This window comes from Pseudomonas fontis, from assembly GCF_028656955.1.
GTDB lineage: Bacteria > Pseudomonadota > Gammaproteobacteria > Pseudomonadales > Pseudomonadaceae > Aquipseudomonas > Aquipseudomonas fontis.
The window spans coordinates 55108-72956 of the sequence record NZ_JAMDGY010000096.1 but is presented as its reverse complement, the minus strand read 5'-3'; the positions used below and the strand labels follow the sequence as shown (position 1 = coordinate 72956).

The window sequence follows — 17849 nt, the reverse complement described above, 5'->3', positions numbered from 1 at the left end:
TCCCTCTTCCTCGTTGATCAGTCGAGCGCTGGAGCCCGCGAGGGCTCCCAAAGGCGGCGCCTGCTATGCAGGCGAGCGCAGCCTGACGGCAGCGGCTACATTTATCAGCGATCGCCGGCAAGGCCGGCTCCCACAAGTATCAGCAGCGCTGCGGGCCCTGTGGGAGCTGGCCTTGCCAGCGATCGAGTGCAAGGCACTCGTACAGCGATCGCCACCTGGTTCGCTGACGTGGGAGGCCGCATCGCCGGCTGTGCGGCAACGGCCTTGCACAACATCCAACCGCTGCCGCCAGGCAAAGGCGGCGCCTGCTATGCAGGCGAGCGCAGCCTGACGGCAGCGGCTACATTTATCAGCGATCGTCGGCAAGGCCGGCTCCCTCAAATATCAGCAACGCTGCGGGCCCTGTGGGAGCTGGCCTTGCCAGCGATCGAGTGCAAGGCACTCGTACGGCGATCACCACCTGGTTCGATCGCCGGCAAAGCCGGCTCCCACAGGGCTCCCACAGAGAAGTGCATCACGCCCGCCACCCCAGCCGCCCAATCAGCATGAACGCCACCTGAAACCCGATCACCATCAACACGCAACCCACCCACCCCCACTGCACCCAGACCAGCGCCGGCAGCAACGCCCCGGCACTGCCGCCCAGGTAATAGCACGTCAGGTAGCGCCCGATCGCACCCGCCTTGTTCTCCCCCGCCGTACGCGCAATAAACGCATTGGCCGCCGCCTGCGCCAGAAACACCCCGGTCGAACTCAACGCCAGGCCCAGCACGATGACCCACAACACCGGCACCAACATCAGCCCGCTACCCAACATCCCGATCACCCCAGCCACCAGCAACAGGTGCAGCGGCGGACGCGCCTTCGCCAGCCGGCCGGCAATCGGCGTGACCACCAGCGCCAGCAGGAACACCGCATAAATAGACCCCAGCGCCGCCGTACCCAACGAGAACGGCGCCTCACTCAAATACAGCCCCGCATAGGTAAACGACGCCACCTGCGAAAACAGCACGCAAAACCCCACCGCGCAAGCCGCCCACAACGGCCAGCCAAATCGCCCTTTGGCTTTACGCTTGAACACTTGCGGCGCAGGCCCCGGCGCCAGCAGCAAATGAATGCCCAGCCCGATCAACAGCACCAGCCCCGCCAGCACCATGAACGCTTCACGCCACCCCCAGTAATCTGTGATCAACGCCGTGACAAAACGCCCGGCGAACCCACCCAGAATGGTCCCGGCCACATACAGGCTGGTGACCTCGGTCACGTTCGCGCCCTGCCAGCGTTCACCGATCAACCCTACGCTGGTGGCAAAGATCACCGGGATCAACAACCCCTGCACCAGCCGCCACAGCAACAGCTCGTCAAAACTGTCCACCGTGGCCACCAGCAGCACCGGGGTCGCCAGCAGCAACACGGCGGCGACTATCACCGCGGGCGGGCGCCAACGCTGCCCCAGCCACCCAACAAAAGGCGCCGTCACCGCCACCGCCAAGGTGGTAAGCGTAAGGGTCCAGCTAACCTGGCGGATGCTCACGGCAAACTGCCGGGCCAGCTCGCCCAGGATGCCTTGTGTCGCATACAACGGAAGAAACGCCGCGCAACCGCAAAGAAACAGGGCAACGCGCGACGCCGAAGACGGTGCCTGCATGGGAAACTCGCTACAGTGACTGACGATCGTTATAAACCGCCGCCTGCAACGCCGGCCAATACCGATTCCGGACCGATTGATACCGCCAGGTGCACCATGCTCGATGTACGAAAACTGCGTTACTTCATCGCCGTCGCCGACGACCTGCATTTCGGTCGCGCCGCCCAGCGCCTGCACCTCGCCCAACCGGCCCTGACCCGGCAGATCTCGGCCCTGGAAACCCAGCTCGGCTTTAGCCTGTTCGAACGCAGCAGCCGCAATGTCAGCCTCACCCGCGAAGGCCTGGCCTTCCTGCCCTACGCACGCAACGCCCTGGAGCAACTGAGCCTGGCGCAGTCGATGGCCGGCAAGCTGGCCACCGGCACGGCCGGCCACCTGAGCCTGGGCTACGCCAGCTCGGTGGCCCTGAGCGACCGCTTCACCCAGGCCCTGCAGCACTTCGCCCAGGCCTACCCGGACATCCGCCTGAACCTGATAGAGGAAGCCTCCACCGCCCAGTGGACGCAACTGCGCGACGGCACCCTCGATATCGGCCTGAGCCGCCTGCCGCCCCCGGCCGAGTACCACGAGCTGTACGCGCAGCCGCTGGAGCATGAGCCACTGGTGCTCGCCCTGCCGGCCAACGACCCGCTCTGCCAGCAGCACGACGTCAGCCTCGCGCAACTGCAAGAGCGCCAACTGGTGCTGTTCCCCGCCGACCAGGGCACCGGCCTGAACGACACCATCGAGCGCCTGTTCAACGTCCACCACCTGCAACTCAATCGCGGCCCGAGCGGGCGCCAGACCACCTCGATCATTGCCCTGGTCGCCGCCGGCCAGGGCGTGGCCCTGCTGCCCGCCTGCGTCCAGGCCCTGGAAAAACGCGGGGTCTGCTACCGCCCATTGCGCGAGCCCGAGGCAACCATCGAGCTGCTGGCGATCAGCCGCAGGGAGGGCCGTTCACCGGCGGCCGAGGCGTTCCTGCACATCGTTTCCCAGCAAAATCCGGGCGCTTGAACACGATGCAAGCACGGCGCCGATAAAAGTCTTTTACCGAAACCACGGGTTTTCCGCTGCTAGCCTTTGCCTATCCTAGGCACCTGTCTCCTGTCAGCGGAAGATCCATGACCCCCTCGCTTCCCAGCCGTTATGCCTGCCTCGCCGGCTGCCTGATTTTCACCGCCGCCAGCCTGCCCTTCCTGAATACCCACACCTGGCTCTGGCCCTTCACCGTGATCAGCGCGCTGCTGAGCCTGGTTGGCCTCAACGACCTGCGCCAAAGCCAGCACGCAGTGCGGCGCAACTACCCGATCCTGGGCAACCTGCGCTACCTGATCGAAACCATCCGCCCGGAAATCCGCCAGTACCTGCTTGAAGGCGACGACGACAAGCTGCCCTTCTCCCGCGCGCAGCGCTCGCTGGTGTATGCACGGGCCAAGAACGAAAGCGCCGAGAAAGCCTTCGGCACGCTCAACGACGTCTACCGCCCAGGCTTCGAGTTCATCGGCCATTCGATGCTGCCGGTACACACGCCAGACCCGGCCTCGTTTCGCATCACCATCGGCGGGGCGCAATGTCGCCAGCCGTACTCGGCGTCGATCTTCAATATCTCGGCCATGAGCTTCGGCGCGCTCAGCGCCAATGCCATTGCGGCCCTGAACAAAGGCGCCCGGCTGGGCCGCTTCGCCCATGACACCGGCGAAGGCAGCATCAGCCCCTACCACCGCGAACACGGCGGCGACCTGATCTGGGAAATCGGCAGCGGCTACTTTGGCTGCCGTACCGCCGAGGGGCAGTTCGACCCGCGCCGATTCGCCGAGCAGGCGCACAACCCGCAGGTGAAGATGATCGAGCTCAAGCTCAGCCAAGGCGCCAAGCCCGGCCACGGCGGCATTTTGCCGGGGCACAAGGTCACCGCCGAAATCGCCACTACGCGCGACGTGCCGGTGGGCCAGGACTGCATTTCGCCGGCCGCCCACAGCACCTTCGCTACCCCCGTGGAATTGCTGGAATTCATCGCCCGCCTGCGCGAACTGTCGGGCGGCAAGCCGGTGGGCTTCAAGTTCTGCCTGGGCCACCCGTGGGAGTTCATGGGGATCGCCAAGGCCATGCTGGCGACCGGGATCGTCCCGGACTTCATCGTCGTCGACGGCAAGGAAGGCGGCACCGGCGCTGCCCCTCGCGAGTTCAGCGACAACATCGGCGTGCCGATGCGCGAGGGCCTGATGTTCGTGCACAACACCCTGGTCGGCTTGAACCTGCGCGACAAAGTGCGCATCGGCGCGGCAGGCAAGATCGTCAGCGCCTTCGATATCGCCAGCGCGCTGGCCATCGGCGCGGACTGGGTCAATTCGGCGCGCGGCTTCATGTTCGCCATCGGCTGCATCCAGTCGCAAAGCTGCCACACCAACCAGTGCCCGACCGGCGTAGCCACCCAGGACCCACTGCGCCAGCGGGCGCTGGTGGTGCCGGAAAAAGCCGAGCGGGTGTTCAGCTTCCACCGCAATACCTTGCATGCACTGGCCGAAATGCTCGCCGCCGCCGGGTTGGAGCATCCTTCCGAGCTCAAGCCCAAGCACCTGGTGCGGCGGGTCAGCGCCAGCGAGATCCGCCTGTTCTCGCAGCTGCACACCTTCCTCAAGCCCGGTGAATTGCTCAGCGGCGCAATCGACAGTGCGTTCTATGCACGGATGTGGAGGATGGCGCGCAGCGACAGCTTCGAGCCGGAAACAAGTGAGGGAGTGCCTGCCGTGAAAATGACCCCACGCCAGAAACAAACAACCCCGGCCTAGGCCGGGGTTGCTGGAGACATCAAGCAGGGATCAGAAGATGCTGATCGGGTACTCGACGAATACGCGGACTTCGTTGCCGTCGTCGTTCAGGTCAGCCTGACGAACGTTGTCGGAGGTACGCAGGAACGAGCTACGCAGTTTGACGGAGAGGTCCTTGGCAGGGCCTTCCTGAACCACGTACTTGAACTGGTTGAAAATTTCGCGCTCGGTACCTTCACCCAGACCACGGGTGTTGATGTTGTCACCACGAACATAGGCAACCTTGTAGGTCAGGCCCGGTACGCCGAAGGCGCCGAAGTCCAGACCGTAGGCGATCTGCCAGGAACGCTCGTCTTCGTTGTTGAAGTCGGACCAGTAGGAGTTGGCCAGGTAGATGGTCGAACCACCGTCGCCGACGCCGCCACCAGCGTTCTGGTAACCGCCGTAGTTGTAGCCAGTGTCGCCCGTGCTGCGCTGGTGCGCGAGGGTGACCGAGTGCGGACCGAAGGCGTAGGTCGCCGCCAGGCTCCAGATGGTGTTGTCACGACGGTCGTTGGCAGCGTACTTGCTGTCCAGCTTGGTCTTGTAGCCGTTGAAGTCCAGGGTCAGGGACTGATCGTCAGCCAGCGGCTGCACGAAGTTGACGCCCAGGTAGTGCTTCTTCAGCACGTCTTCGATATCGGAGGTGTACACCGATGCAGTCAGCTGGTCGTTGAACTTGTAGCTACCGCCGAACACGTTGATCGACTTCAAGCCACCGCTGTCACGGCCTTCAGCACTTTTACGCGCTTCCTGGGTGAAGCGACCGGCGTTCAGCTCCAGGCCCTTGATCTCCTTGGAGGTGATCAGGGTACCGGTGAAGCTTTCTGGCAACAGACGGCCATCGTCGTACTGCAGAACCGGCAGTTCAGGCATCTGGTCGCCGTACTTCAGCACGGTGTTGGAGATGCGGAACTTGACCGCTGCGCCAGCACGGGCGAGGTCATGCGGGGAGCTTTGCGGGTCTTGTGCAGTGTCGCCATTGCCCGGCTTGAAGAAGTCGATACCGCCACCGCCGTTGCGACCTTTGCCGCCGTCCAGACGAATAGCGTACAGACCGAACGCATCAACACCCACACCAACGGTGCCCTGGGTGAAGCCGGAGGAGAACTTGCCGATGAAGGCCTGGCCCCATTCGGACTGGTCCTGGGTGTTGTGTTTCTTGTCACGGTTGATGAAAGCGTTGCGCAGCAGGACGCTGGCAGTGCTGTCTTCAACAAAACCTTTGGCCTCGGCCTGGTCATTGGCCATCGCCTGAGTCGCCGCAAACAGCCCCAACGCGATCAAGCTGATCCGAGTTTTCAACATTTTATTTTCCTTATTACTTAGTCAAAAGACGCTCTGCGACCGACGCCAGGAACCACGCCCCCTGCGTGGGTTGACGCTCACGGGTCTAGCAATGAAAAGCCCGCTTGCGAGTGATCGCAGCGGGCCTTTATTCCGGACTCTTGGCCGTTGGGCCTACAGGCGTTGACCGAATCCTATCCGTGTGCGGATCGGCATGTCAAAAATTCGTGAAAATTTGATGACTATCGCTCTGGATCGCAGCTTTTCAGGCCGCAGGCAGGGCCTGAGACGACCGATTCGGCTGCGTTGAAGTCAAATTGCTGCTCCAGCCATTCAACGAAAGCCTGGGGTTTGCCCAGGAACGGGCCGATGTCGATCACCTGCAAGCGACCGTCGCGCTCCAGCACCAGGGTCGGAAAACCCTGCCCGCCAACACTGGCCAGGAAAGCGCGGCTGGTGCGGATATGGCTGTCACTGTCGACCGTGGCCAGGGCAGCGGCGAATGCCTCGGCTGGCAGGCCCAGCTCGCTGGCCAGCAGGTTGAGCACGTCAGCCTCTGAGACCCGCCGACCTTCCACGTAATGCGCCCGCTGAATGCGCGCCAGCATCGCCAACCCGGCATCGGCCACTTGCTGCGCGGCAAGCACTGCGGCAATCGGCGGCTGCGAGTCGAACAACGCGCCGGTATCACGCAACAACCCCTCGAAATAGTCCTGGCCGAAAGGCTGGCCGGTGTACTCGGCAATGCGCCGGTCATGCGGCATCACGTAGTCGCGCAGTTGCGCAGACACCGCCTGGCGATTGGCCCCGGCCATCATCCCGCCGCCGTGCATCAGCACCGGCAACACGCGCGACGCGGCGTTGACCAGCGGCTCGGCGCCATAGCACCAGCCGCACAGCGGGTCGTAGACGTAATGAAGGGTGGTTTGGGTAGGCATCGGTAGCTCCAAAAAAAGGCAAAGCGGGAATGCGCTCAGGTTAAGGCTTGGCAGCTGACCGAAAAACGCTGCAATCACGTCAGGTTTGTTGTGTGAATCGGTCAAATCAAAATCAGAAACACTTCGTCACAAATCGTTGTTAATTGAACGCACAAACAATTAACATTTGTAAATGCCAAGCATTATCATTCGCTCCTTTTTTTAACCCCCTCTAATAAATCCTTCGGATATCTGCCAACGATGCGTGCCCCTTGCCGCCTTTCTCCCCTGACCCTGGGCTTTTCTCTGTTGTTCAGTTCGGGCCTGGCCGTTGCTGCCAGCACCACCCTGCCCGAGCTGTCGGTGACTGCCGACGCCGAGCGTGAACACGAGCGCGATGACCCTCGGGTCAAGGAAGTGACCACCGCCACCCGTACCTCGACGCCGGCGCGCTATGTACCGCAAGCCATCGATTCGGTGAAAACCAGCAACGTGCTGGACTACGGCACTTCCGACCTGGGCAAGGCCTTGAGCGGCATTCCCAACGTCAGCAGCAGTGCCGACACGCGTTTTGACAGCGTGCGCATCCGTGGTTTCGATGCCAGCAACGACTTCTACCTGGACGGCATTCGCGACGACAGCCAGTACGTGCGCGACCTGCACAACATCGAGCGCGTGGAAGTGCTCAAGGGCCCGGCCGCCGTGTTGTACGGCCGGGGCAGCCAGGGCGGGATCATCAACCGGGTGAGCAAGGCGCCGGAATTCGGCCGTCGCTCCAGCGTCACCGCCCAAGGCGGCAGCGAAGACCTGCGCAGCCTGTACACCGACCTCAGCCTCGACGCGAACGAGGACATCAGCCTGCGCCTGAACATGGGTAACCAGGACAACAACAGCTTCCGCGACGGCATCGACGGCAACCGCCAACTGTTCGCCCCGTCCATGAGCTGGCAACTGACGCCCGACCTGAACTGGCTGGTGCAGTACGAATACAGCCGCTACAACCGCACCCCGGATCGCGGTATCCCCGGCAACCCGCTGACCGGTCGCCCGGTGGATGTCAGCCGTTCCACCACCTACGGTGACACCCAGCGCGACTTCATCGACGACCGCGCCGAGTCGCTGCGTTCGCGCCTGAACTACCAGCTCAACGACAGCTGGCAGCTGCGCCACACCCTGGGCCTGTTCACCCTGGCCAGCGACTTCGACAACACCTACATCGCAGGTTTCACCCCGGCCACCGGGCTGGTCAGCCGCCAGCGCTGGCAGCAGGACCTGGACACCCGCAACCTGTTCAACAACATCGAGCTGGAAGGCAACTTCAGCACCTTCGGTATCGAGCACACCCTGCTCACCGGCCTGGAGCTGGGCGAGCAGCGTCGCAACTCGTTGCTGCGCAGCGGCACCGGCGTGCCGTCGGTCAACGTCTACAACCCGAACCAGAACGCCCAGCACAATGGCGTGATGAACATCTCCAGCGACAACCACACCACCGTCGAAAGCCGTGGCCTGTACCTGCAAGACCAGATCCAGCTCAACGATCAGTGGCAACTGTTGGCTGGCGTGCGCTTTGACCGCTTCGAGGTCGAGACCACCAGCAAGGTCAACGGCCGCAACGAGCAGCAGGACAGCAACAGCACCAGCCCGCGCCTGGGTGTGGTATGGACGCCGCTGAAGGATCACTCCTTCTATGCCTCCTGGAGCAAGACCTTCTCGCCGGTGGGCGGTGGCCTGATCGGGATCACCCCGGGCGCTACGGGCAACACCAACGAGACCGGCCCGGAGCACACCAAGCAGAAGGAAATCGGGGTCAAGAGCGACTGGCTGGATGAACGCCTGAGCACCACCCTGGCGGTCTACGAGCTGGAGCTGTACAACCGCCGCACGCGTGACCCGGTGGACCTGAACCGCTATATCCTGACCGGCCTGCAACGCTCGCGCGGCATCGAGCTGACCGCCACCGGCAAGCTCGGCGGCAACTGGTATGTTCGCGGCGGCATTGGCCTGCAGGACGCCACCATCGTTGAAGACAGCGAAGGCAACGCCGGCAACCGCATCAACGACGTGGCCAAGCGCAACGGCAGCCTGTTCATTACCTGGAAGCCGGAAATGGGCTGGTACGCTGAAACCGGCCTGACCCTGGTCGGCCAGCGTTATGCCGACACCAAGAACACCGTGGTACTGCCGGGTTACGGCAGCTGGGACGCCCTGGCCGGCTTCCGCACCAAGGACTGGGACCTGCGTGCTGCGCTGAGCAACATCACCGACAAGACCTACTACAGCTCGGCGACCAGCACCTCGCAGATCCAGTTCGGCGACCCGCGCAGCCTGGTGGTGACCGGTACCTACAGCTTCTGACGCCTTGTAGCCGCTGCCGTCAGGCTGCGCTGGAGTCCGCAAGGGCTCCCAAAAGCGGCGCCTGCGTTGCAGGCGAGCGCAGCCTGGCGGCAGCGGCTACAGAAAGCCAAAAAAAGGGCGCTACCGTCAAAACGGTGGCGCCCTTTTCATTTTCCGACCGGTCGGTCCTTCAGCTATGCCAGAACGCCAACAGGGCTTCGAGCTCTGCATCGGAGATCAGGCCAGCGGGATAACGTTCGACCAACAAGCGTCGTGGTTCGGTCTTCCTGACCCGGTGCGCGTCACTGCGTTTCAACCATTGCACCAGGAGTTGGAGCGATTCGTGATTCACTGCTGAAGGGTGCGAAGCCAACTCACGTGCTGCATTCATTTCCACACGTACTCCCCAGAAGCGTGAGCGGCTACCTTACTCAAACTTTATGACAGGACATGGCGCCCTATCTGTTTGAAATACAATGCGAATCAATACAAGACATGTGCCAGCCAGGGCGCCGGTTGTCGCCCAGGCAAAAAAAGCCCGTCACACGACGGGCTTTTTTCTTTTGCAGAATCAGCGTTTTACCGGCGCCGGTTGCTGCTGGGTCAGGCAGTGGATGTTGCCGCCGCCGAGCAACAACTCGCGCCCTGGCACCATGACCACTTCGTGGCCCGGGAACAATTGCGCCAGGATCGCTCTAGCTGGCGCATCTGCCGGGTCATCGAAGCTCGGTGCGATGATCGCGCCGTTGACGATGAGGAAGTTCACGTAGGAACCGGCCAGGCGCACCGACGGGTTGCGCTCCTGAGTGCCAGCCACCGGATCGACACCGGCGCACTCTTCTTCGGTCGCGTACAGCGGGCCCGGGATCGGCATTTTGTGCACGACAAACGTGCGCCCCTTGGCATCGCGCTGGCGTTCCAGCACGGCCATGGCCGCACGGCAGCGTGCATAGTTGGGGTCGTTGGAATCATCCGTCCAGGCCAGTAACACTTCACCTGGGCGCACGTAACAGCAGAAGTTGTCGACGTGCCCGTCGGTTTCGTCGTTGTACAGGCCGTCCGGCAGCCAGACGATGGTCTCGACCGCCAGGTGATCGCGCAGGATCGCCTCGATCTGTTCACGGTTCAGGTGCGGGTTGCGGTTGTGGTTGAGCAGGCACTCTTCGGTAGTGATCAGGGTGCCTTCGCCGTCGACGTGGATCGAGCCGCCTTCGAGCACGAAGCCCTCGGTGCGATAGCGTGGCAGGCGCTCCATCTCCAGCACCTTGCTGGCGACTTGCTCGTCACGGTTCCACGGCGAATACAGGCCGCCCTCGAAACCACCCCAGGAGTTGAAGCCCCAGTGCACGCCACGAACGTCGCCGGCATCGTTGATGACGAAGGTCGGGCCGGTATCGCGCACCCAGGCATCGTCGTTGCTGATCTCTACCACGCGGATGTTCGGCGTGTCCGCCAGGCGGGCGCAGGCATGCTCGTACTGGCCGGCAGAAACGCCCACGGTGACGGGCTCGAAACGTGCGATGGCCTTGGCCACGGCCACGTGCGCCGCTTGCGCAGGCTTGCCACCCAGGCGCCAGTTGTCCGGACGCTCGGGCCAGACCATCCAGATCTGGGTTTGCGGTGCCCACTCGGCAGGCATGTGGAAGCCATCGGCGCGTGGGGTAGAGGTCAGGGTTTTCATAGGCGGACCTGGATGAGGAATGTGTGAAAGTGGACTTTATAGCCGATATAAATCGGCTAAGGAAGCCATTAAACAAAATACAGATTCATAAATTCACAGTGAATACCGATAACAATCGATTAAACCTGTGAAATCAAAGATCTTCCGACAACACCCTGTCCACCATGTCGACAAAGTAATCCACGCTCTCCCGCGTGGTGCACATCGGCGGCTTGATCTTGAGAATGTTCAGGTAGTCCCCGGTCGGTTGCATGAAGATGCCCAGCTCACGCAGGCGATTGCACAGGGTGGCCGTCTCTTCGGTAGCGGGCTCCAGGGTCAGCGGGTCACGCACCAGCTCCAGCCCCAGGTAGAAGCCGGAACCATGCACCGCGCCCGCCAGCGGATGTTTATCGACCAACCCCTGCAAGCGTGCCTTGAAGTGTCCGCCCACGGTGCGGGCGTTGTCCCACAAGCCTTCTTCAGCCATCACATCAAGCACCGCGATACCGATCCGGCAACTGACCGGGCTGCCGCCCGCCGAGGAGAAGAAATACCCCTGCGCCTCCAGTGCCTCGGCGATCCTGCGGGTAGTAATCACCGCACCCAGCGGGTGACCGTTGCCCATGCCCTTGGCCATGGCGATGATGTCCGGCACCACACCCTGCTCCTCGAAGCCCCAGAAGTACTCGCCAAGGCGCCCGTAACCGACTTGCACCTCGTCGGCGATACACACCCCGCCACGCGCGCGGACCTTGCCATACACCTGTTGCAGATAGCCGGGCGGCAGCGCAATACCCCCGGCGTTGCCGTACACCGGCTCGCAGATAAAGCCCGCAACCTGACGCCCTTCAGCATCCAGCCGGGCCAGGGTTTCATCGACATTGCGCAGGTAGTCGGCGGTGCTGTCGGCGCCACGGAATACACCACGATAGGTGTTCGGCGCGGTCACCGGGTGCACCCATTCCGGCCGCGTGCTGAGTGCTTGCGGGTTGTCGGCAATGGAGGTGGAAATCGCGTCGGTCGCCACCGACCAGCCGTGATACGCCTCCAGCACGCTGAGCATGTCGCGCCCGCCACTGGCCGCCCAGGCCAGGCGGATCGCCAGGTCGTTGGCTTCGGTGCCGCTGTTGACCAGGAACACCCGGTCCATGCCCTCCGGCGCCAGCGCCAGCAAGCGCTCGGAGAACTCGGCGATGGCCGCATAGTGGAAGCGCGAGTTGGTGTTGAGCAACGCCCACTGCTTGGCCGACTCGGCCACCATGCGCGGATGACCATGGCCCAGCACGGCGACGTTGTTGAGCATGTCGAGGTAGGAGCGACCTTGCAGGTCGATCAGGTAATTGCGCCAGCCACGCTCGATCTGCGGTGGCTGCTGGTAATAGTGCTTTTGCGAGCGGGCAAAACTGGCGTCACGCCGCTCCAGCAAGGCCAGGGGATCTGCCAGCGGTTCGGCGTCGCAATCAAAGCCCAGCAGCGCCTTGGGCGAAGGGCATACGGCCTGCCAGGCGCGTGCCTGCGAAGGTGCGGCGAACAGCGGCGGGCGCAGGCCGGCAACGTTGCACAGTTGCACCGTCAACAACTCAGCGCCCTTGCCCAATGATTGGCCTGGTTCAAGCGACTGACCATCACTCGGCACCTCACTCAGCCCACTCAACCACAGGCTGGTGCCGGTGCCTTGCAGGCAGCCCGTACCCGCTTCCGCCTGGTGCCAGGTGCCGGCGAACGGCACCGCTACTTCAGCCCCCGCCGGCAGGCCCAGCTCGACATGCAGGGCACAGGTACGCGGCTCTTGCGGGTTGTCGATATGGGTTTGCGAGAGGCGGAACTGGCCGTACAGCGAACACGCCGGGGTGCCTTGCTCACCCAGCAAACGCTGATCGACACCGGGCGTCTCCCAGTTACCAGCAGTGAAGTGCTCGCTGAGCACGCCGAGATCGACGCGGGCAACCGACTGGCCTTGTAGCGCCGGCAGCAAGGGCTGCATAGCGAACAGGTCCGGCTGCTCAGGCTGCTGACCGGCGACTTGCAGGAAAGCAGCCTCCATCAAGGCAGACGGAACGCTCGTCGCAACGTCGAATATTTCCCACTCATGGGCCAGGTTGTCACGGCTGTAGGTGTTGCCCGGATCGACGCTAACCTGCTGCTCACCACTGAGCACCAACACTGCTGCGCGCGCCACGATCATCGGCCAAAGCGCCTTGAGTTCGGCAGCGGCCAGGGGGTTAAGCGCATGGTAGGCGGCCACCGCCGGCAGAATCCGCAGCGGGTCGCCCTCGGCATGGTGCAGCAGTGCCGCGCAGGTCACCGAGAGTTCGGCGATGCGCCAGGTGTGCACCAGATCACCAAAATCGATCACCCCCTGCAACTGCCACTCGCGCTGTGCATCACGCTGCCAGACCGCATTGTCATCGGTGATATCGAGGTGCACCGCTTGCATCGGCAAGTGCTCAAGCAGTGGCGCCAGATGCTGCTGCGCCTGTGCGGCAGCGGCCTCGACGCGGGCCTTGCGCGAACCTTCAGCGAGCACTGGCAGCAGGTGCGCAATAATTGCCTGGGCATGGCGCGGGTCCCATTGCAGGGTGCGTTGCAACCCGGCATGAGTGAAGCCGGCCAGTGCCTGGTCGACCCGCGCGCACAACGCGCCGAGTTCAGCCATCAGGCGCGGCTCCATGTGCTTGAGCCGGGTCAGGGTCTGGCCGTCAATATAGTCGAGTACCCGCGCCCGCACCGGCTGGCCATTGAGTGTCAGCGCCAGCAACTGCTCGCCGGACACCGACGGGCGCACCGCCGGTACCTGCACGCCCTGCTCACGCAGGAAACCCAGGGCGGCATGCTGGGCTTCAAGCTCCTGCACGGCATAGTCGCCGTGGCAGATCTTCAACACGAAACGCCCTTGCGCACTGTCGACACGAAAGTTCAGGTCCTGCTGGCTGCCCAACGCCTGGAGCGGGCCGCTCAGGCCGTAGTGTTGCTCAAGCAGTTGCAACGCCTGCATTTCGTTGACGTCGGGGCTAGGCAGACCGGAGCGATGGATCAGGGTGTGCAGCGACATGGAGCGAGCCTCGTTTTTTTGTCGCTTATATCGCCACCGCTGCTGCCGATAAGCAAGGGGACGTGACGAAAGGAAGGGATTGACCGTATTCTGACCCACCGTCAAATTCGAAATCGCTGAAGGCGAAGCGGCCGCTGCATGACGGGCGACTTCAGCCCATGCTCAATGCACGCCACGCGTGAACACAGGGAATGCCGCTTGAAGAAGGTTGCCATCCTCCAATCGAACTACATCCCCTGGAAAGGGTATTTCGACATGATTGCTGCCGTTGACGAGTTCATCCTCTACGACGACATGCAATACACCAAGAACGATTGGCGAAACAGAAACAAGATCAAGACCCCCAACGGCCTTGAGTGGCTGACCGTGCCCACCGGGCAGGCCATCAACCGGCGCATCCGCGAAGTTGAACTGGCCCCGGGCAACTGGCAGGCCAAGCACTGGAAGAGCCTGCAAGCCAACTATGCCAAGGCCCCGTGCTTCCACGAAGTGGCCCAGTGGCTGGCGCCCCTGTACCTCGAGCAGCAGCACAACAACCTGAGCGAGCTCAATCGCCGGTTCATCACTGCGATCTGCCAATACCTCGACATCCCGACGAAAATTTCCTGCTCCTGGGACTACGCCCTGGGCGATGGCAAGACCGAACGTCTGATTGACCTGTGCCAGCAGGCAGGTGGCACTGAATATATTTCCGGTCCTGCCGCTAAAGACTACATCGATGAAAAACTGTTCCAGGACAGTGCAATCACACTCACCTGGTTCGATTATTCCGGATACCCGCACTATCCCCAGCAGTGGGGCGCATTCGAACACGGCGTGACGATGCTCGACCTGCTGTTCAATTGCGGTAAACAGGCAGCGCAGTTCATGAAGTTCGTAAGCCGATGAACCACGCCCACTCCCCCTATTCGCGTCGCCTACAGGTGCAAGCATGAGCAACAACCTCGACACTTACATTGCAGCGTACGGCGACAACTTCACGTTCGCCTTTGACAACAACATCATGCTCAACTGGTACCCCCAGCGCATCATGACGTTGTGCGACGCCTCGGCATCGCTACTGGAGCTGGGTATTGGCCACGGTTTTTCCACCAACCGTTTTTCCCAGTACTTTTCCCGGCATGTGGTGATTGACGGTTCTGCGTCAGTGATCCAGCAGTTCCAAACGCAATACCCCACCAGCAAGGCAGAGATTGTCGAGCGCTATTTCGAGCACTTCACCAGCGACAGCAAATTCGACCTGATCGTCATGGGCTTCATTCTCGAGCACGTTGAAGACCCGCAGGTTGTGCTGCAACGCTTCAAGCAATTCCTCGCCCCGGGTGGCCGCTGTTTCGTGCTGGTGCCCAATGGCGAGTCCCTGCACCGACGCTTCGGGCACGCCGCAGGCCTGTTGGACAACATGATGAACCTGGGCCAGGGCGACCTGGAACTGGGCCATCAGCGTGCCTACTCCTGTGCAAGCCTGACCCAGGAACTCAACGACGCCGGGTACAAGGTCGTGCGCAAGGAAGGGTTGTTCCTCAAGCCATTCACCACCGGCCAACTGCAGCAGCTCGAGTTGAACGAGGACATCACCCGGGCCATGTGCACCGTGGGTATCGACTACCCGGAACTCAGCTGCGCAATGATGTTTGAAGCGCAAGTGGCTGACGCATGAAAACCCTGGTCATCGGCTCCACGTCCGTCATCGGCACCGCCTTGGCCAACGCGTTTTGCGCGCTGGGTGAGGTCAAGACCGCCGGGCGCCGGGACGCTGACATCTTTTTCGATCTTAGCCAGTGGGACAGCCCCGTAGCCGTCAGCGAATCGTTCGATGTGGTGGTACTGGCGGCGGCCGACTTCGGCGGCACTACGGCCGATGACCTCATTCGTGCCGAGTTGGTCAATTCGGTCGGTACCCTGGCAGCCTGCCGGCTGGCACAACAATGCTCAGCCCGACAGGTGATCCTGCTGTCGTCCATTTGGGCCAGCCATACCCCGCAGGATCATTACTTCAGCATCTATTCACTCTCCAAGCGGCATGCCGAAGAAGTGGCCAGCCTGTTCTGCGCGCAACACGCCATCGACCTGACCATCCTGCGCCCCAGCCAGGTCTACGACGCGCAAGGCGCCTGCCGTGCGCATCAACCGCTGCTCTACCGCATCGCCGATGATGCCCAGGCTGGCAACGCCATCACGTTTTATGGCAACAACGATGCCCGACGCAATTACCTGCACCTGGACGACCTCACGGCCATCTGCACCCGCGTCGCGCAACAGCGCACTACAGGCCTGTTCAGCTGTGTGCACCCGCAAAGCCCACGGTTGTCTGAAATAGCCCAGGCGGCCTTTGCGGCCTTTTCGCAAACGGGCACGCTGCGTTTCCTGAGTGATAAAGCCGATATTCCGGATATTCCAGCGCAGAGCCCCGATAACGCTTTTTATGCGTCCATTGGCTATTGGCCACGCATCGACATGAATGAAGGTTTCGCATTGATCAGACAGCAGCGGGAGCTGGGCAAATGAAAACGGTCATGGTTACCGGCGTGGGCGCGATCATGGGCTATGGGCTGCTGAAGTCGCTGCGCGCGAGCGCGCCCGATATCGTCCTGCTCGGCACCGACATCTACAACGACGCCGCCGGCCGCGCCTGGTGCGATGTGTTCGAGCAGGCACCGCTCACCTCCAGTGCCGAATACCCTGCCTGGCTTGCGCAGGTGGTCAAGACCCATCAGGTCGACCTGCTGATCCCGGGGATCGAGCAGGACCTGCACTGGTTGTCGGACCACCGCGAGTTGCTTGAGCAGATCGGCTGCAACGCCGTGCTCAACTGCCGCGCCTTGATCGACCTGTCCCGCGACAAGTGGGCCATGGACCAGGCGCTGGCCGCGCTGGACGAGCCCTGCCGGATTCCCAGTTACCTGTCCGGCAGCTTCGAGAGCCTGACGGCTGCGCTGGGCCTGCCATTCCTGCTCAAGCCACGGCGCAGCTATGCCTCCAAAGGGCTGGTCTGGGTCGAAAGCCAGAGCGACTTCGAGCCCCACGCCCACCTGCTCGGCGAGGTGCTGATGGCGCAACCGATCATCGGCAACGCCGAGCAGGAATACACCGTCGCGGTGTTCGGCGATGGGCTGGGCGCAAGCTTCGGCTCGATCACCCTGCAACGCCGGCTCGCCGCAGACGGCTCCACGGCAAAGGCCTGGGTACGCCAGGACGCCACGCTGGACCAGACCGTGGCCCGCTTGTGCCGGCACTTCAAGCCTGTCGGCCCGACCAACCTGCAGTTCCGCCGGGCAGCGGATGGCAGCTGGAAACTGCTGGAGATCAACCCGCGAATCTCATCGACCAGTTCCATGCGCCGCGCCTTCGGCTTCAACGAAGCGGCCATGTGCCTGGAGTTCTTCCTGGAGCACAAGCAGCCTGCTGAACCGCAGATTCGCCCTGGCTTTGCCGTGCGCTACATAGAGGAGCATGTGGTCTATGATCGGGATCATTTCTGATATCCACGGCAACTACAGTGCCCTGTCGGCCGTGCTTGAGCGCCTGGATGAACTGAACGTCTCGCAGGTCATCTGCCTGGGTGACACGGCCGGCTACTACTGCCAGATCAACGAGTGCTGTGATGCGCTGCGCGAGCGCAACATCTTCAGCCTCATGGGCAACCATGACTGGTACCTGTCGAGCAACACGCCGTGCCCACGTTCCAACAGCGCCAATGCCTGCCTGGACTACCAGAAGGGCACCATTTCCCCGACCAATGCCGCGTGGTTGGCGTCGTTGCCTGCGCGCGCCAGCCAACACGGCATCGAGATGGTTCATGGCGGCTGGAACGACCCCATCGAGGAGTACCTGCGACCGAGCGATGAGTACTTCGCGGCACTGCCAGGTACTCACTTTGCCTCCGGGCATACCCATGTACCGGTCATCTGGGAAGGCCAGGGGAAGACCTACTGCAACCCGGGGTCGGTCGGCCAACCGCGCGACGGCGACCCCCGCGCCGCCTTCGCGACCTGGGACGGTGAGCACTTCACCCTGCACCGGATCGCCTACGATATCGAGCGCGTGCAGGCGGCAATGAACCAGGCGGGCTTCACGGCGTATTTCTCGGACAACCTACCGTTGGGAGCCCAGATCGGCGGGAGAATCAGTACGTACTGAGCGCCAATCCCGACCAGTG

The 17849-nt window shown here is 62.6% G+C and carries 14 protein-coding genes; 8 read left to right on the top strand and 6 right to left on the bottom strand.

Annotated elements, in window-relative coordinates; translation table 11 throughout:
* Positions 1-514 precede the first annotated feature (514 nt).
* Complete coding sequence (locus M5G11_RS23715) at positions 515-1648, bottom strand: MFS transporter (RefSeq protein WP_273913211.1); 1134 nt, start codon at positions 1646-1648, stop codon at positions 515-517.
* 96 nt (positions 1649-1744) lie between these two features.
* On the opposite strand from M5G11_RS23715, the gene M5G11_RS23710 reads away from it, so the two are divergent.
* Positions 1745-2644: a LysR family transcriptional regulator gene (locus tag M5G11_RS23710; RefSeq protein WP_273913210.1), complete on the top strand. Its 900-nt coding sequence runs from the start codon at positions 1745-1747 to the stop codon at positions 2642-2644.
* Positions 2645-2751: 107 nt separating this feature from the next.
* Complete coding sequence (locus M5G11_RS23705; RefSeq protein WP_273913209.1) at positions 2752-4419, top strand: FMN-binding glutamate synthase family protein; 1668 nt, start codon at positions 2752-2754, stop codon at positions 4417-4419.
* 30 nt (positions 4420-4449) lie between these two features.
* Here the strand turns inward: M5G11_RS23705 and M5G11_RS23700 are convergent, their stop codons facing one another.
* Both M5G11_RS23700 and M5G11_RS23695 read right to left on the bottom strand, forming a co-directional pair.
* Complete coding sequence (locus tag M5G11_RS23700) at positions 4450-5745, bottom strand: OprD family porin (RefSeq protein ID WP_273913208.1); 1296 nt, start codon at positions 5743-5745, stop codon at positions 4450-4452.
* Between the two features lie 221 nt (positions 5746-5966).
* A complete protein-coding gene (locus M5G11_RS23695) occupies positions 5967-6662 on the bottom strand; it encodes a DsbA family protein (RefSeq protein WP_273913207.1) in 696 nt (231 codons plus the stop codon).
* Between the two features lie 240 nt (positions 6663-6902).
* Between M5G11_RS23695 and M5G11_RS23690 the strand changes: the two genes are divergently transcribed.
* Positions 6903-8996, top strand: coding sequence for a TonB-dependent receptor (locus M5G11_RS23690; protein WP_273913205.1), 2094 nt, complete (start codon positions 6903-6905; stop codon positions 8994-8996).
* Between the two features lie 169 nt (positions 8997-9165).
* Here M5G11_RS23690 and M5G11_RS23685 read toward each other — a convergent pair whose 3' ends face one another.
* From M5G11_RS23685 to M5G11_RS23675, 3 genes are all read right to left on the bottom strand, one after another.
* On the bottom strand, positions 9166-9366 hold the full coding sequence (locus M5G11_RS23685) for a hypothetical protein (RefSeq protein WP_273913204.1): 201 nt from the start codon (positions 9364-9366) through the stop codon (positions 9166-9168).
* Between the two features lie 180 nt (positions 9367-9546).
* Positions 9547-10656, bottom strand: a complete 1110-nt coding sequence (gene aguA, locus M5G11_RS23680; protein WP_273913203.1) for an agmatine deiminase — start codon at positions 10654-10656, stop codon at positions 9547-9549.
* A gap of 133 nt (positions 10657-10789) precedes the next feature.
* Complete coding sequence (locus M5G11_RS23675) at positions 10790-13690, bottom strand: aminotransferase (protein ID WP_273913202.1); 2901 nt, start codon at positions 13688-13690, stop codon at positions 10790-10792.
* A gap of 198 nt (positions 13691-13888) precedes the next feature.
* On the opposite strand from M5G11_RS23675, the gene M5G11_RS23670 reads away from it, so the two are divergent.
* The 5 genes from M5G11_RS23670 to M5G11_RS23650 are packed head-to-tail and all read left to right on the top strand — an operon-like array spanning position 13889 to position 17830.
* Entirely contained in the window at positions 13889-14578 is a 690-nt protein-coding gene (locus M5G11_RS23670) for a WbqC family protein (protein ID WP_273913201.1), read from the top strand.
* 43 nt (positions 14579-14621) lie between these two features.
* Positions 14622-15350, top strand: a complete 729-nt coding sequence (locus M5G11_RS23665; protein WP_273913200.1) for a class I SAM-dependent methyltransferase — start codon at positions 14622-14624, stop codon at positions 15348-15350.
* The gene (locus tag M5G11_RS23660; protein ID WP_273913199.1) at positions 15347-16198 is read left to right on the top strand and encodes an NAD-dependent epimerase/dehydratase family protein; all 852 of its coding nucleotides are present in this window, start codon (positions 15347-15349) and stop codon (positions 16196-16198) included. Before M5G11_RS23665 ends, M5G11_RS23660 begins: the two co-directional genes overlap by 4 nt.
* The gene (locus M5G11_RS23655; protein ID WP_273913198.1) at positions 16195-17172 is read left to right on the top strand and encodes an ATP-grasp domain-containing protein; all 978 of its coding nucleotides are present in this window, start codon (positions 16195-16197) and stop codon (positions 17170-17172) included. Before M5G11_RS23660 ends, M5G11_RS23655 begins: the two co-directional genes overlap by 4 nt.
* Positions 17153-17830, top strand: a complete 678-nt coding sequence (locus M5G11_RS23650; protein ID WP_273913197.1) for a metallophosphoesterase family protein — start codon at positions 17153-17155, stop codon at positions 17828-17830. The genes M5G11_RS23655 and M5G11_RS23650 overlap by 20 nt, the downstream gene beginning before the upstream one ends.
* Positions 17831-17849 lie beyond the last annotated feature (19 nt).